The organism is Labilibaculum euxinicum (assembly GCF_963678175.1).
In the GTDB taxonomy this organism is placed as follows: domain Bacteria; phylum Bacteroidota; class Bacteroidia; order Bacteroidales; family Marinifilaceae; genus Labilibaculum; species Labilibaculum euxinus.
The window spans coordinates 1414217-1430285 of record NZ_OY782756.1; the positions used below are offsets into that span (position 1 = coordinate 1414217).

Consider the following 16069-nt stretch of genomic DNA (forward strand, 5'->3'; position numbering starts at 1 on the left):
ATGCAATAGCTTATCTGTTATATAACGGATTCGAAATGAATTTGTTGCATTTTATCTGAAAAAAATGGAGAAATCGGACATTCAAACTATTTGGAATCATTCTTGATGAGTGACGGTTTTTTGATGACGTAAATGGGTGATTTTTCGGAACATTTCTGATTGAAATCGAGTAGAATCTTATACTTTTGGTAACCAATAAAAAATCAGGCATGACAACATATACTTCATTAAAAAATACTTGCATTATTATCGTTATTCTGGGAGGAATCTACATGGCGGCTCAATTGTTTAATTATTCGAAGATAGATGATCCAACAACAGAGCATATTGGAAGCGAATACATGAGTAAATACAATGTATATGCTTTAAAAACACCCGATAAAATGACTTTTGCCGGTGAAAATGTACCACTGGAAAGGTGGGATGTGAAAGAATCTTTCGATAGAGAATTGTTGGTGAATACCTACTGGCAATCACAAACACTTCTCTTCATTAAAAGAGCCAATCGTTATTTTCCCATCATCGAACCCATTCTGAAAGAGCAGGGGGTACCCGATGATTTTAAATATTTGGCATTGATAGAAAGCGGATTGGTTCCTACTGCAAAATCACCGGTAGGTGCTGTAGGGATATGGCAATTTATGAAGGGAACAGCTAAAGATTATGGTTTGGAGGTTGAAACAGAGGTGGATGAGAGATACAATGTTGAAAAATCGACCATCGCGGCCTGTAAGTATCTGAAGAAGTCGTATGATAAGTATGGAACCTGGAGTTTGGTTGCAGCATCCTACAATGCGGGCAGAAGGTTTATCGATAAACAATTGCAGCTGCAGGATGCAGGGGATTATTTTGATTTGCTTTTAGGGGAAGAAACAGGTAGATATGTATTTCGTATTATGGCTATTAAACGAATAATGGAGAATACAGATGAATTTGGATTTAGATACCGGACATCCGATTTGTATCCAAATATCCCAACCCGTAAAGTGAAAGTTTCGGGAAATGTTGATGATTTTGCTGTCTTTGCAAAGGAAAACGGGGTTAATTATAAGATACTAAAGCATTTTAACCCTTGGCTTCGAAAAGCTTATCTAACAAATTTATCTAAAAAAGAGTACGAAATTACACTTCCTGCCAAAGGATATATTAATTTTGCATTTTCTGAATATAAAAGTCCTTCAGATTCTGTTGCAGTAAAGTAGCAAATTAAAGGGTGTAAAAGGAGATTGTAAATTGAGTATCAAAGACAGCAAGAATAGAAATGGGGAAGAGCGCCTGGAAACTGAAAGCATTGAGGTTTTTGGTGCCCGTGTTCATAACCTCAAAAATATAGATGTAAGCATCCCAAGGAATCAACTTTCGGTAATTACAGGATTAAGCGGAAGTGGAAAATCCTCGTTGGCTTTCGATACAATTTATGCCGAAGGTCAGAGGAGATACATAGAAACTTTTTCGGCCTATGCCAGACAGTTTTTGGGTGGAATGGAGCGTCCGGATGTAGATAAAATTACTGGTTTGAGCCCGGTGATTTCCATTGAGCAAAAAACGACCAATAAAAATCCTCGTTCCACAGTTGGAACCATTACCGAATTATATGACTTTCTTCGACTTCTTTATGCAAGAGCAGGTATAGCCTATTCTTACGAAACGGGAGAGGAAATGGTGAAGTATACTGATGAGCAGATTATTGATTTAATTCATGAAAAATTCAGCGATAAAAGAATATTAATTCTTGCTCCAATTGTAAAAGGCCGCAAAGGTCATTATAAAGAGTTGTTTGAGCAGATCAGGAGTAAAGGATTTCTCTATGCGCGTGTTGATGGCGAAATTGTTGAGCTGTACCATGGCTATAAAGTCGATCGATACAAAAATCATGACATTGAAGTTCTGATTGATAAGTTGGTGGTTGAGGAAGTTGGTGATAAGCGTTTAAAGGAATCTGTGCAAACCGCAATGAAACATGGAAAGGGAATTACCATGATTCTGGATAAGGATACTGATGAGGTAAGATTTTATAGTCGTTTGCTGATGTGTCCTACCACTGGAATTTCATACAATACTCCGGCACCGCATAGTTTTTCATTCAATTCTCCGCATGGAGCTTGTCCCAAGTGTAAAGGTCTGGGGCGGGTAAATGCCATCGATATGGATAAGATTATTCCGGATGCGAATTTGAGTATTCGTGAAGGTGGAATTGTTCCTTTGGGAAAATATAAAAATTCATTGATATTTTGGCAGCTCGAAGCGATTGGCCGAAAATATCATTTCGTGATGGATACGCCTATAAAAGAAATACCCGATGAGGCGCTAAGCATTATTTTGGATGGTTCCAGTGAAACATTCAAATTGGAAAATACACCATTGGGCGCATCTTCCAATTACTTTCTTAGTTTCGATGGTGTGATTAAGTACATTTCAAATCAGGAAAGCAATGTAACATCGAAAAAAGCTAAAAAATGGGCCGAGCAATTTATCATCACAAAAGTTTGCGAATCCTGTAATGGCAATCGTCTAAAAAGAGAATCCCTTCATTTTAAAATCCATGATAAAAATATATCAGATGTATCAACGATGGATCTGGGCTTGTTGAGTGAATGGTTTCAGGATTTGGAGCAACACTTAAATGAAAAGCAACAAATAATAGCACAGGAGATATTGAAGGAAATACGGTCGCGCTTAGGCTTTCTGATTGATGTTGGTTTGGAGTATTTGTCTCTCAACAGAAGTTCTGTAACTCTTTCGGGTGGAGAATCGCAGCGCATTCGACTTGCTACCCAAATAGGTTCTCAGCTGGTTAATGTGCTCTATATTCTCGATGAGCCAAGTATCGGTTTGCATCAAAGAGACAATCAGCGACTGATTTATTCACTGCAGCAATTGCGTGATTCGGGGAATTCGGTAATTGTTGTTGAGCACGATAAGGATATGATTCTATCGGCCGATTATGTGGTTGATATGGGACCATTTGCAGGAAAGCATGGAGGAGAGGTTGTGGTTGCCGGAACACCTGCTGATATACTAAAAGGTGATAGTTTAACTGCTCACTACTTAAATGGCGATAAGAAAATCATCATTCCTGAAAGCAGACGGGAAGGGAATGGAAAAACAATAAGCCTGAAAGGTTGTACAGGGAATAATCTGAAAAATGTAAATATTACTTTGCCTTTGGGTAAATTTATTTGTGTTACCGGTGTTTCGGGAAGTGGCAAGTCAAGCTTGATAAACGGAACACTGCAGCCAATTTTATCTCAGCATTTTTATCGGTCGGTTGCAGATCCTTTGCCATACGAAAAAATTAGCGGGATAAAGAATATCGACAAGGTTGTAGAGGTGAATCAATCGCCTTTAGGTCGCACACCAAGATCCAATCCGGCTACGTACACCAATTTATTTGGTGATATCAGAAAGTTATACGAGAAATTGCCGGAGTCGCAGATTCGTGGATACAAGGCCGGACGATTCTCATTCAATGTGAAAGGCGGCCGATGTGAAACCTGTCAGGGGGCAGGGGTTCGGTCTATCGAAATGAATTTTCTTCCTGATGTTTACGTGCATTGCGATGAGTGCAACGGAAAGCGTTACAACAGGGAAACTTTGGAGGTGCGTTACAAAGGAAAATCGATTGGTGATGTTCTGGATATGACCATTAATCAATCAGTGGAATTTTTTGAACACATTCCTGCTATTCAAATGAAACTGAAGGTTCTTCAGGATGTTGGATTGGGATACATAACTCTTGGACAGCCATCTACAACCCTTTCGGGAGGTGAGTCGCAAAGAGTGAAATTGGCAACAGAGCTGGCCAAAAGAGATACCGGGCAAACCATGTACATTCTCGATGAGCCAACCACGGGTTTGCATTTCGAAGATGTGAGAGTTTTGCTTGAAGTGTTGAACCGATTGGTGAATAAAGGAAATACAGTTGTAGTGATAGAGCACAATATGGATGTAATTAAAGTTGCCGATCACGTAATTGATATTGGAGTTGAAGGGGGGCGGAATGGTGGCGAAATCTTGTTTGAGGGCACACCTGAAGATTTGCTTGCATGTAAGAAATCATTTACCGCTCAGTTTCTGAAAGATGAAATGAAATAATTTACAATTGAAATTTAATGAAAACAAAAGGATCTCCATCTAGAGATCCTTTTGTTTTCATTAAATTGGGATTGTGTGAAGCTTAACAAAAATTAACTGGACAGCTTTTAAATGTGTCATCCTAATTGTTATCTTTAAAAACAGTATAATCATAACCGGGTACATTGTAAATATAGAATTCTATGGGAAAATTGATTGATATTTATTTTGAAGATTTAAAAGAGAAAAGATCTTACCCTATTGGCACCGATCTTCAGACAATACTTGCAGATATCAAACCACAACTTAATGGGGAAGTGCTTGGAGCAATGGTTAATAATAAGCTTAAAGAGTTAAGCTACGAAATTTACAAACCTAAAAATGTAAAGTTTGTGGATGGAACACATCCGGATGGGCGTAGAATGTACGTCCGTTCATTGTGTTTCCTTCTTTACAAGGCAGTTCATGATTTGTATCCAAAAGCAGGTTTCAGGGTCGAGCATTCAATTTCGAATGGTTTGTATTGTCGGATAACAGATAAGAACATATTGCTTACGCCTGGTGATATCGAAAATATTAAAGAGAGAATGACTGGGATCATGGAGGCTGATCTGCCTTTTGTTCGTGAAGAAATTGAAACAGAGAAAGCAATAGAATTATTCGAAGCTCAGGGTTTGAAAGAGAAAACCAGTCTGTTTCGCACCCGGGGAAATCTATTCACATCCGTTTACCATTTAGGCGATAGTGTTGATTATTTTTATGGTTTTTTGGTTCCGTCTACAAGTAAACTGAAGGTGTTTGATTTATTGCCCTTTGCTCAGGGAATGTTGCTTATGACTCCTGGAAGAAGAAATCCGTTGGAAACGGAAACCTTTATTCCTCAGGAGAAAATGCTAAAGATATTTAGTGAATACAAACGTTGGGGAAATGTTTTAAATATTTCTAATGTTGGTGATTTGAATGGCTATGTTGAGAATAACAATATTTCAGAGCTGATAAAAATATCGGAGGCTTTGCACGAGAAGAAAATTTCTCAAATAGCAGATAAAATCAGAAAGAAAAGAAAGCATGTGAAGCTCATCTTGATTTCCGGACCTTCATCATCAGGAAAAACAACCTTTGGAAAAAGATTAGCCATTCAGCTTAAGGTTGCTGGTCTGCATCCGGTAAATTTGTCTTTGGATAACTACTTCGTTAATCGGGAAAAAACTCCTAAAGATGAAAATGGAGAGTACGATTTTGAGGCGTTGGAATCTTTGGATGTTCGCCTGTTTAATGAGAATTTGGTCGATCTTCTGAATGGTGTAGAGGTTGAATTGCCAAAGTTTTCATTCGAAACCGGTACTCGTTATTTCGATGGGGAAAAATTGAAAATTAATGGCAAGCAGGTTTTAGTTGTGGAAGGAATTCATGCTCTGAATCCAAAATTAACTCCTCTTATTGCCGATGATTCAAAATTTAGAATTTATATTTCTGCTTTAACCTCAATTTCTATTGATGGTCATAACAGGATTCCATCAACAGATAACCGTCTGATTCGCAGGATTGTTCGGGATCATAAATATCGAAATTACAGTGCTTTTGATACGATTAGTCGTTGGCCGAGTGTTAGGCGTGGTGAAGAGAAAAATATTTTCCCGTATCAGGAAGAGGCTGATGTGATGTTTAATTCAGCTCTTCAGTACGAATTGGGTGTTTTAAAGAGATATGCAGAACCAATATTGAAAGAGATTCAGCCCAATCAGGCAGAATATTCGGAAGCAAACAGGCTGTTAAAGTTCTTTAGTTACTTTCTTCCAATTAGCGATGCTGAAATACCTCCTACTTCCTTAATGAGAGAGTTTCTAGGTGGAAGTACTTTTGAGTATTAGTTTGTTAATAACTTTTTGCCTGTTCATATTCATTCCTGTTTTAGCTGTTAATATCCTTACTGACTAAAACAGGAATTTTTAGTTGTTAACAATTATATTGATCTAAAATAGGGGTGTTTGAAAGTTATTAACAATTAATCAACACTGTTGATAACTTGTTAATACTCCGTTGAAAAGTAAGAAAATGGATTTTGTCTGGGTTTTTAGAACCGGGGTGCAAATATAGGATAAAAAGAAGGAGTTCTGGAAGGAAATATCTTGTTTTTTTAATAAAAATTGATGCGTTGAGCTAACTACCTCTTCATCATACGGTCTATCTCAATTTTGTGATCGCGTTGTTTTAAACTTTCCCTTTTGTCGTAGTGTTTTTTTCCTCTGCAAAGCGCAATTTCCATTTTTGCAAAACCTTTTTCGTTCAGGAAAATTCTCAAAGGAACAATGGTTAAACCACTTTCTTTAGTTTTTCGATCCAATTTATCCAACTCTTTTCGGTTAAGAAGGAGTTTTCGTTCCCTTTTTTCTTCGTGATTATAATATGAACCAAATTTGTATTCGGAAATGTGCATTTCTTTTACGTAAAGTTCATTTGCGTTAAAGTAGCAAAAGGAGTCTCCTATGTTTGCTTTCCCTGCACGTATGGACTTGATTTCGGTTCCAAATAGTTGAATTCCTGCTACAAAGGTTTCGATGAATTCGTATTCGAAGCTTGCTTTTTTATTTCTGATATTTATTTTCTGCATTGTAAATTCTTTATTGCCCGACAAATTTACGATTTAAATTGTAACCGGAAGTGTGAAAATAACGGAAAACATTCGTTCAAAGATTAGTGGGAGAACTAAAATAAGCAAACTGGCTACAATTGTAAAGCCTGGTTTTTTATTTTCGGCTATAGGAAGCAGAGGAGATATTCCCAACCATAAAACACGAATAAAATACAATTCAAAAACCAGACATATCTGATTAAGAAAAGAGTAAGGTGAAAATAATTTTGCAAAACTGTGAAATAAGCAGAAAACTGCTCCACTGTATACAATTAATTGATAGATAGTTGATGTCTTAATTTGTAATTGGAAGTTAGGAGCCAATAGTTCAATCATTTTTCCGGCCGTTAAAAACCCCAGGTTTAAGGAAATAAAAGAAACAACAAATTGAGAAATTCCAATGCTAAGACTTCCTGTGTGGATGAAAGCTCCGATGGAAGAAAGAAGCGAACTGACGGCAATTACCGGAAATGCAAAATATATAAAAATAGATTTCACATTGGGTGTTTCCAGAGCAATAGCTTCCCACTCCTTTTTTGGTTCAATAAGCAGATTAAGCCATCTGGAGAAAGAGTATATAGTATTTTGTATGCGAAAATTCATTACTGTAATTTCTTAATATTGATTGATATCAAAATTAAACAAGCTTTTTTAATTTGCTGTACTTTTTCGCAAAATTGTAGGCTTCTGTTACAGCTATTTTATTAAAATCCCATAAGGCTGGCTATTCCAATAAAAAATGCCCCTAAAACGGCATATATAGAAAGTAAACCAATCAGTATAAATGTAAAATAACCCGATTTTTTATCATCAGGAATAGATAGTATGGGAGATATTCCTTTGTATAGGATGTAAAAGCTAAAAAGGCTTAAAATGGTCAGGTAATTTATTGTGGGAAATAAAAATGCCAGTGAATTGAATAAAATACCAGGGATAAAGGAGAAACCAATAAGAGTGAAAGCTCGGTTAAATCTATCCTTTTTATCTTCGAATTGTGCAAATTTACTAACAAGAAGTGTGGAAATGTAGATGGATAGAATGGAAAATAAAAATGTGGCACTTGCCGAAAATAAGTGCATATTAATATGTTGAGATGGATTTTGATCGAACAATTGATAACCTGAAAAATTACAAATGGCCATTAAGAATAGTAAGGGGAGCAAAAGGCTTAAGAATAATTGTTTTGGACTGTGGTCTTCAGTTGAGATTGATTTCCAGGTTTGTTCCGGTTGAATAAAAAGGAGTAGACTGTGTTTGTATGCACTTAGGTTTGTCATATTGAATGGAGTTATTGGTGAATTCAAAAAACTTAAAGTAATTTTACTGCGTAGTTTACATACACAGTCTTGTCTTATTGTAAGATAAACATTATCCGGATGAACAAAAACAGATCGTTTTAAGTTCGGAAAAAATATTTAAGATGCAGAATAACTTATTAGTTGTACTAGGAGCAACCGCTACTGGGAAAACAAGTCTGGCTGTAAAGTTGGCAAAGGAATTTAACGGCGAAATCATTAGTGCCGATTCGCGTCAGATTTACCGTGGAATGGATTTGGGTACTGGTAAAGATCTGGATGAATATATTTTGGATGGAAGTCCAATTCCTTATCATTTGATTGACATTGCTGATGCGGGGTATAAATACAATGTTTATGAATTTCAGCAGGATTTTGTAAAGGCTTTTGAGCAGATTACCGCCAAAAAGAAAATGCCTGTTGTTTGTGGTGGTACGGGTATGTATCTAGAGGCTGCCTTAAAAGGATATAAATTAATAGCAGTTCCAAAAGATCAGGCCTTTCGGGATACATTGCTTGATAAATCGCTGGATGAATTAGGTGTTATTCTTCGTTCTTACAAAGAGGTGCACAATAATTCTGATCTGGAAACCCAGAAGAGGGCTATTCGTGCGATTGAAATAGAACGCTATTATGCCTCACATCCGGAAATTGAAATGGATTATCCAGAGCTGAATCCATTGCTGATAGGAATTAAGTTCGATCGTGAAATTAGACGGGAGAGAATTACTCAGCGCTTAAAAGAGCGGTTAAAATCAGGAATGGTTGAAGAAGTTCAGGCGTTGATGCAATCAGGAGTTTCGGCTGAAGATCTGATATATTATGGGCTGGAATATAAATTTTTAACACAGTATGTTGTTGGCGATTTAACCTACAATGAAATGTTCAATGGTTTGGAAGTGGCAATTCATCAATTTGCAAAACGCCAAATGACCTGGTTTCGAAAAATGGAACGCAGTGGCTCAAATATCCATTGGCTGGATGGTTTTATGCCCTTAGAGGAGAAAGTGCAAAAAGTAAAAGAACTGGCAGCTCTTTAATTCAGGTGTTTCTCAATTTCTGAGAATGTGATTCTTTTAACCTTTAATTTATCCCACTTGGAAAAGGGGAGGGGAATATTTGGTAATTCTTTAATTGCGTCCTCAATTACATAAACCGAAATGCCTCGTTTGGCTAAACCAACAACAGCACAGTCTACACAAACATTGGTTGTAACGCCATATACAAAAACTTTTTTAGGTGCAATTAGTTCCAGTAATGCATTCGTGTTCTTATTTCCTTCGAATACATCGAAAGCGTCTTTTCGAATTACAATATTTCTATTGATGATAAAATCACGGATATCTTTTTCTGAATACTTATTATTCCAAAATACTTCTGAAAATGGAGTTTCTGGTATTGTTTCGCTCACGTATTCGGCTCCGGAGGTATTGGCCATACAATGCGGTGGAAAACTTGTAATGAAATCAGGCTTGTTGGATAATTCTTTTGAATTGGCATAATGAAAATCAGCAGTATTAACTACCTGAATATTATTGCTTTTTGCAAAAGCAGTTATTTGCTTAAGAGTAGGTTGAATTTGCTCAGCACCAGGAACGTACAGTTTCCCTGATGCACTCATGAAATCAAATTGAGTGTCAACATTCCAAAATAAAATATCTTTTGCAAACATAGCTGGCTCTTTATTTAGATTTGTATTTACTACAATATTACAACAGCATAGAAAGATATCAAAATCAAAACATTAATTATTCGGGTAAGACATCTGAAAATTATCACCTTTTAACGGGAGAATTGCATATAACAACGAATAATTTTCACTCCTTATTAATTCTTTTCTACTTTAATTTTGAAATTCATAGTTGAGAATGTTTATGACTAACATAAAAAAGATATCACCTAGCCGGATTGCTTATCATATATTGTTTTGGGTGCTTGCCTTTACGTTTTGGCTGTTCACCATGTTTGTGGCAAGTAATTTTAAAAATATACTAAGATTAGAACCTGTCTTAATGACATTTGTGTTCAATCTGTGTTTTGCTGCTGCGGTTTACTTTAATCTGCTTATTTTGATTCCATTGCTGTTTAAGAGGCAACGGTTTTTTCTGTATGTTATTTCCTTGTTGGGAGTGATTTCTTTGGCGGCTTTTTTTATCGATTTTTTATTGGTTTATCCTTTAGGACGATTTGTGCAGGGTGAACAGTTTTTCGAGGAATTGACTTTTGTTGTATGGTTTAATTTTGCATTTTTTACATTTATTTATGTTGGGGTTACGAGTTTTTTATCCTTAATGAGAGAGTGGTTTGTTTTGCAAAAAATATCATTTCAATTAAAAGATATTGAAAAGGAAAAACTGGAAGCAGAACTGAAGGCACTGAAGGCTCAGATAAATCCACATTTTCTGTTTAATACACTAAATAACATTTATTCTCTTACGCTTGATAAGTCGGATAAAGCGCCCGGTTTGGTGTTAAAGTTATCCGATTTAATGCGGTATATTTTGTACGATTGCAATGACCGTTACGTTTTGTTGGAGAAAGAGCTGGAGTTTATAAAGAATTATCTGGATTTACAGAAAATTAGATTGGATGATAGTATTCCAGTAAAAATGGAAGTGAAAGGTGATGCGGCAAGAAGCAAAATTGCACCTCTGTTGTTCGAGCCTCTTATCGAAAATGCATTTAAGCATGGTTCTTACGGAAGGAATAATGGTGGTTTTGTAAATATTCTCTTTAATTTTGAAGATAAGAATCATATTGAATTGTCAATAGAGAACCGATCGGAGAATGGTTGGAATAAAGAGAATGAAAAGAATGGTGGTATTGGAATAAAAAATGTAATTCGTAGGTTGGAGTTACTGTATCCTGAAAAACACCGGCTGGAAATTAAAGATGAGAATGACCTTTTTAAGATTAGCTTGCAAATTGATTTGTCCTAACTAAGTTTAGATTCTATGAAGTTGAAATGTTTAATAGTTGATGATGAGCCGTTAGCGCAGCGGGTTTTAGAAAAATATATTTCTGAACTACCTGGGCTTGAGTTAAAAGGGAAATGCAGTGATGCTATTGAGGCAATGGAAGTTTTGCAGGAGCAAGAGGTCGACCTTATTTTTCTGGATATTAATATGCCTCGCTTGAGTGGTATTAATTTTCTGAAAACCTATAAAAATCCACCCATGGTAGTGATTACTACGGCTTACACGGAGTATGCTTTGGAGAGTTATGAGCTGAATGTATTGGATTATCTGAAAAAACCTTTTTCATTTGAACGATTTTTACAGGCGGTTCAAAAAGCAGAGGAAAGAATTAAAGGTGTGGCGGAACCGCAGGAAACAGATAAGGACGAGCGGGAATTTATTTTTGTTAAGGCTAATAAGAAAACCATTAATATTAGTCTCGACTCAATTTTATATGTTGAAGCTTTGGGCGATTACGTTAAGATTTTCACAAAGGAAGGACATGTTGTAACCTATCAATCACTGAAAGGAATTGAGCGTTTGTTACCATCAAATAAGTTTTATCGGATTCATAAATCTTACATTGTATCTTTATCTAAAATTAAATCGATAGAAGGAAACATGGTACACATGGAAAAGAGTACGATTCCAATTGGAAATAATTACAAACAGAGTTTCTTTCAAAGAATACATCCGGCATAATATTATAATCAAGTTCTGTTTTTCAAGAGATCCTGTGGAATTTTTTTACAGGATCTCTTTTTGTGTGTAAAGCTGTGTTTGTATCTGATTGATTCGCAGTAAAAATGAAGTGTGTATTGTTCTGGAATAAGAGATGGGTTTAAACTTATAATTTCTACTATGTTTCGAGCATGGAAAACTGGAATTAAGAAGTGTAAATATATTGGGGATTTCATGCTTGTAATTCGCTCCCTTTTTGTTAAATTTAGACCTGAAAAAGTTGAATTTTAGATTTAAAAAAATTGAAAATCCATGAAAAAACTGACTAATTGCCGTTATATTGCTTTTCTTGTAGTAGTTGTCTTTGCTTTTAACTTTGTTGGCTGTAAGCCAGTTGATAAAAAGAATACTGAAGGGCAGACTGTGAAGCCTTTATTAAAGAAAGCAATTGAAAAAGAGGTGAAAGATGTAGTTTATCCTCTTCCAACCACTTTTGAGTTGACCTCGATGTTGAATCGTATTGGTGCTGATTATATATTAGGCCTTTCTAATTCATCAGAGAATGCTGATAAATATTTTACTGAAAAAGCCAGAGCCTTGAATCTTGGTGTGTATAGTGCAGATTTGAGTTATGCAAGTACATATCAGCGCAAGCAGGAAACAATGTTGTTTTTGAAAGCATCTAAAGCTTTAATTGATAATCTGGAAATTACCAGTGCTTACAATGAAACTCTTGTGGAAGAGGTTGAAAAGAATTTGGATGATAAAGATCAGTTGGTGAAAATAATCACAAATTCGTTTTACGATACTTATGAGTTTTTAAATAAGAATGCAAAAGGTAATCTATCATTAATGGTTGTTAGCGGTAGTTTTATTGAAGGGTTGTATATTGCAACTCATATTTCTGAGAATACTTATTCTAATCCGGAAATTGTAAAAGTAATTTTTGATCAAAAAGAAGTTTTGGAGAAATTGCTGTCGGTATTGGAACCTGAGGCTAAGGATCCTAATATTGATTCTTTATTGATAGAATTAAATGGCCTTAAACTTAGCTATGATAAGATTGTTGATGGAAGTATGGATGAAGAACAGCTTAAGGAAATTACCACTAGTGTTGCTAAACTTAGAGATTCTATCGTTCAGTAATTGTTCGATGTAACAAGATATGTGACTGCCTTTCGTTTCGGAAGGCAGTTTTTTTATGCCAAGATCATTGGTTCAACTATCCTTTTGTTTACGAAATAAATTGTATTTTTAAAATTAGTCTGGTAAAGGCAAACCATAAATTCTGAGAAAGTAAATGGGGGAATCGATTTTAAATGCACTAATGCACCTTTTTGCCATTGTTGCCAATGCCAAAGAAGAAGGTGTTTCGCGGGAAGGGAAAGTAATTGTAGAAGGTTTTTTGAATCGCTATGTGAATTTCGAACTCCAGGTTGAGTATCTGCGATTATTTGAGAACTATTCTGAATTCTATCGTCGTGAGATGGAGTATCAGGCAAGTGTGCATTCTCAGCAAGCCAATATTCTTTCATTAACAGAGGCCTCCAAGGTTTGTACCAAGATTAAAGCAGAATTGGTTCAGGAAGAACGTTTGATTGTTTTGCTGCGTTTGCTGGAATTTGTTTATGAAGACAAGATTGTCAGCGAAAATGAATTTGAGTTTATTAGTATTGTTGCGGAAAGCTTTAAAATACCCAGATCTGAATTTATCAATTGTCTTGCTTTTGTTTGGGGTGATACGCTCGATAAATTCGACAAAAGTAAGTTCCTGATCATCGATAATAAGGTGACAGAGTGGTCCGAGAATCTGTCTTGGTTCATGAAGAAAGATGTAAAAAAGACAGAAAACGATTTTAAGCATTTGTTCTGTGATAACTTGTATGGAAGAATTGTTGTTATGTTTGCGCAAAGTGTGAACTTGCTGGTATTCAAATACGAGGGAGAGCTAAATCTTTATCTGGAGGGAAACAAAATAAAGCCGGATAAAACTTACCAGTTAAGTAATGGTTCCATAATTAAAGGACCCAATATTAAATCAATTTATTTCTCGGATATTGCCGGTAAATTTTTGAAGGAAGAGTCGCAGCAGAAAATAATATTTTCGGCTAAGGAAATTGAATTTAAGTTCAGAAACTCAAATAATGGAATACACAAATTTAATATTTCGGAAGAGAGCGGACAGCTGATTGGTATAATGGGAGGCAGTGGTGTTGGTAAGTCCACATTATTGAATGTTTTGAACGGAAATTTGACTTTAAATCACGGTGAAATTCGGATTAATGATTACGATATTCATAGAAATAGATTGGCAGTTCAGGGATTGATTGGTTTTGTTCCGCAAGACGATTTATTGATTGAGGAATTGAGTGTTTTTCAAAATCTGTATTATAACGCCAAGTTATGTTTTAAGGATTACAGTGAAATTCAAATCTTGAAAAAAGTATTGAAGATACTTCAGGATTTGGATTTGTATGAGGTGCGGGATCTTAAGGTTGGGAATCCATTGAATAAATTTATTAGCGGCGGACAGCGGAAAAGGATAAATATCGGTTTGGAGCTGATGAGGGAGCCTGCTATTTTATTGGTAGACGAACCTACATCCGGCTTGTCTTCTACCGATTCGGAAATGGTTATGAATCTGCTCAAGAGGCAAACGTTAAAGGGCAAATTGGTAATTGCCAATATTCATCAACCCTCGTCGGGAATATTTAAAATGTTCGATAAGCTTTGGATTCTCGATCGGGGTGGTTATCCTATTTATAACGGCAATCCTATTGATGCAATTGTTTACTTCAAGACTCAGAATTCGCAGGTAAATGCTTCCGAGAGTGAGTGTGTAACTTGCGGAAATGTAAATCCCGAACAGATATTGCAGATTGTTGAAACCAAATTAATTGATGATCAGGGAAAACCAACCCGAGAGAGACGAATCCTTCCTGTGGAGTGGTATCAGAAATACAAGGACAATATAGAAGCCAATCATTTGCCCTTGCGTGCCGATAAAAAATTGCCACAAAGTGATTTTAAGATTCCAGGAAAATTAAAGCAATTTTCAATTTTCTGGATTCGGAATGTTCTATCGAAATTAACCAACAAACAATATCTGATTATTAATCTGTTTGAGGCTCCGTTGCTTGCAGTGATATTAGGTTATTTCACGAAATACACTACCGATGCAGGATATGTGTTTGGTGAAAATAAAAATTTTCCGGTTTTTCTGTTCATGTCGGTTGTGGTTTCTATGTTTTTGGGATTAACCGTAAGTGCAGAAGAAATTATTCGGGACAAAAAGATTTTACAACGGGAGAAATTTCTGAATTTGTCCCGGATTAGTTACCTCAGTTCTAAAATCATTTTCTTATTTATTCTCTCTGCAATTCAGTCTTTATCTTTTGTATTGGTTGGCAACTATATTTTGGAGGTTGAAGGAATGCTTTTTTCCTATTGGTTGGTATTGTTCACAACTTCGTGTTTTTCGAACATGATCGGATTAAACATTTCAGCAGGATTGAATTCGGTGATTACTATTTACATACTGATTCCTTTGATTCTGGTTCCTCAGCTCTTGTTGGGCGGGGCAATGATTAAATTTGATGATCTGCATGCCGGGATTACCGATAAGGTTTACGTCCCAATTGTTGGCGATTTTATGACTACGCGCTGGGCTTATGAGGCTTTGGCAGTTACTCAGTTTAAAGACAATAAATTTGAGAAACACTTCTTCGAGTTTGACAAAGGAATTAGTGATGCCTCTTTTAAAAGTTCATTTTTGATTCCTAAAATTGAATCTGTTTTGCTGGAATGCGAACGAAGTATCGAGTTTGAAAAAAACACAGACGATCTGGAGGCTCAATTTGGTATGCTTCGTAATGAGATTTCTCAATTGGGAAGAGAAGCAGGAATCAATATTTTCCCTGAGTTAAAGGAGTTGAATGTTCACGATTTTAATTTAAATGTTGCCGAACAAACCAAGAGTTTTTTGGATAAGGTAAAGCTTTACTATTTGGGTTTGGCAAGCGAGTCGGGTTATAAAAAAGACTTTGAGTATTCCCGTTTGGTCGATTCTTTGGGGCGCGATGGTGTTTATGAGTTTAAGCAAAAATATTACAATACCGGTTTGGCTGATTTGGTTTTGAATAAAACGGAAATTAATAAAATGATTGAAGTAGATGATCAATTGATTCAGAAGAAAGATCCTATTTTAATGTATCCGGATTCTAGATTTGGACGTTCTCATTTTTATTCTCCGGTAAAACGAATCGGCAATTTTTATATCGATACATTTTGGTTCAATCTTGCCGTAGTTTGGCTGGGCACCGGCTTTTTGTTTCTGTGTTTATGGTCTGATGTTTTACGGAAAGTAATGAACTACATAGAAAGTATTAAGCTGGTTCATAAAGAGAAAAAAAGGAAGTAGTACTTAATTC

General features: G+C 35.9%; 12 protein-coding genes. 8 read left to right on the forward strand and 4 right to left on the reverse strand.

Annotation, left to right across the window (positions count from 1 at the left end; all coding sequences use genetic code 11):
• Positions 1 to 209: 209 nt before the first annotated feature.
• The 3 genes from ACY0M5_RS06065 to ACY0M5_RS06075 all read left to right on the forward strand — a co-directional run bounded on the left by ACY0M5_RS06065 (position 210) and on the right by ACY0M5_RS06075 (position 5945).
• Positions 210 to 1202: a lytic transglycosylase domain-containing protein gene (locus ACY0M5_RS06065; protein WP_461631135.1), complete on the forward strand. Its 993-nt coding sequence runs from the start codon at positions 210 to 212 to the stop codon at positions 1200 to 1202.
• Positions 1203 to 1233: 31 nt separating this feature from the next.
• Positions 1234 to 4095 carry an excinuclease ABC subunit UvrA gene (gene uvrA, locus ACY0M5_RS06070; RefSeq protein ID WP_461631136.1) on the forward strand — a complete coding sequence of 954 codons (2862 nt, stop codon included), beginning with the start codon at positions 1234 to 1236 and terminating at the stop codon, positions 4093 to 4095.
• A gap of 182 nt (positions 4096 to 4277) precedes the next feature.
• A complete protein-coding gene (locus ACY0M5_RS06075) occupies positions 4278 to 5945 on the forward strand; it encodes a uridine kinase family protein (protein ID WP_461631137.1) in 1668 nt (555 codons plus the stop codon).
• A 293-nt stretch (positions 5946 to 6238) separates the two neighbouring features.
• Here the strand turns inward: ACY0M5_RS06075 and smpB are convergent, their stop codons facing one another.
• The 3 genes from smpB to ACY0M5_RS06090 form a co-directional block, all read right to left on the reverse strand.
• Positions 6239 to 6685 (reverse strand): SsrA-binding protein, encoded by a 447-nt coding sequence (gene smpB / locus ACY0M5_RS06080; protein ID WP_124993200.1) that lies wholly within the window; start codon positions 6683 to 6685, stop codon positions 6239 to 6241.
• A gap of 33 nt (positions 6686 to 6718) precedes the next feature.
• Positions 6719 to 7309: a YIP1 family protein gene (locus tag ACY0M5_RS06085; protein WP_156196057.1), complete on the reverse strand. Its 591-nt coding sequence runs from the start codon at positions 7307 to 7309 to the stop codon at positions 6719 to 6721.
• Positions 7310 to 7410: 101 nt separating this feature from the next.
• Positions 7411 to 7983 carry a Yip1 family protein gene (locus ACY0M5_RS06090; protein ID WP_124993198.1) on the reverse strand — a complete coding sequence of 191 codons (573 nt, stop codon included), beginning with the start codon at positions 7981 to 7983 and terminating at the stop codon, positions 7411 to 7413.
• A 143-nt stretch (positions 7984 to 8126) separates the two neighbouring features.
• Between ACY0M5_RS06090 and miaA the strand changes: the two genes are divergently transcribed.
• Positions 8127 to 9041 carry a tRNA (adenosine(37)-N6)-dimethylallyltransferase MiaA gene (gene miaA / locus ACY0M5_RS06095; protein WP_461631138.1) on the forward strand — a complete coding sequence of 305 codons (915 nt, stop codon included), beginning with the start codon at positions 8127 to 8129 and terminating at the stop codon, positions 9039 to 9041.
• Here miaA and ACY0M5_RS06100 read toward each other — a convergent pair.
• Complete coding sequence (locus tag ACY0M5_RS06100) at positions 9038 to 9673, reverse strand: cysteine hydrolase family protein (RefSeq protein WP_461631139.1); 636 nt, start codon at positions 9671 to 9673, stop codon at positions 9038 to 9040. The two genes, miaA and ACY0M5_RS06100, sit on opposite strands and share 4 nt — an antisense overlap.
• Before the next feature lie 202 nt (positions 9674 to 9875).
• On the opposite strand from ACY0M5_RS06100, the gene ACY0M5_RS06105 reads away from it, so the two are divergent.
• The 4 genes from ACY0M5_RS06105 (at position 9876) to ACY0M5_RS06120 (ending at position 16059) form a co-directional block, all read left to right on the forward strand.
• The gene (locus ACY0M5_RS06105; protein ID WP_156196053.1) at positions 9876 to 10940 is read left to right on the forward strand and encodes a sensor histidine kinase; all 1065 of its coding nucleotides are present in this window, start codon (positions 9876 to 9878) and stop codon (positions 10938 to 10940) included.
• A 15-nt stretch (positions 10941 to 10955) separates the two neighbouring features.
• Positions 10956 to 11660, forward strand: a complete 705-nt coding sequence (locus tag ACY0M5_RS06110) for a LytR/AlgR family response regulator transcription factor (RefSeq protein ID WP_197092748.1) — start codon at positions 10956 to 10958, stop codon at positions 11658 to 11660.
• 291 nt (positions 11661 to 11951) lie between these two features.
• On the forward strand, positions 11952 to 12785 hold the full coding sequence (locus ACY0M5_RS06115; protein WP_124993194.1) for a hypothetical protein: 834 nt from the start codon (positions 11952 to 11954) through the stop codon (positions 12783 to 12785).
• A gap of 154 nt (positions 12786 to 12939) precedes the next feature.
• Positions 12940 to 16059, forward strand: a complete 3120-nt coding sequence (locus ACY0M5_RS06120) for an ATP-binding cassette domain-containing protein (RefSeq protein WP_461631140.1) — start codon at positions 12940 to 12942, stop codon at positions 16057 to 16059.
• Positions 16060 to 16069 lie beyond the last annotated feature (10 nt).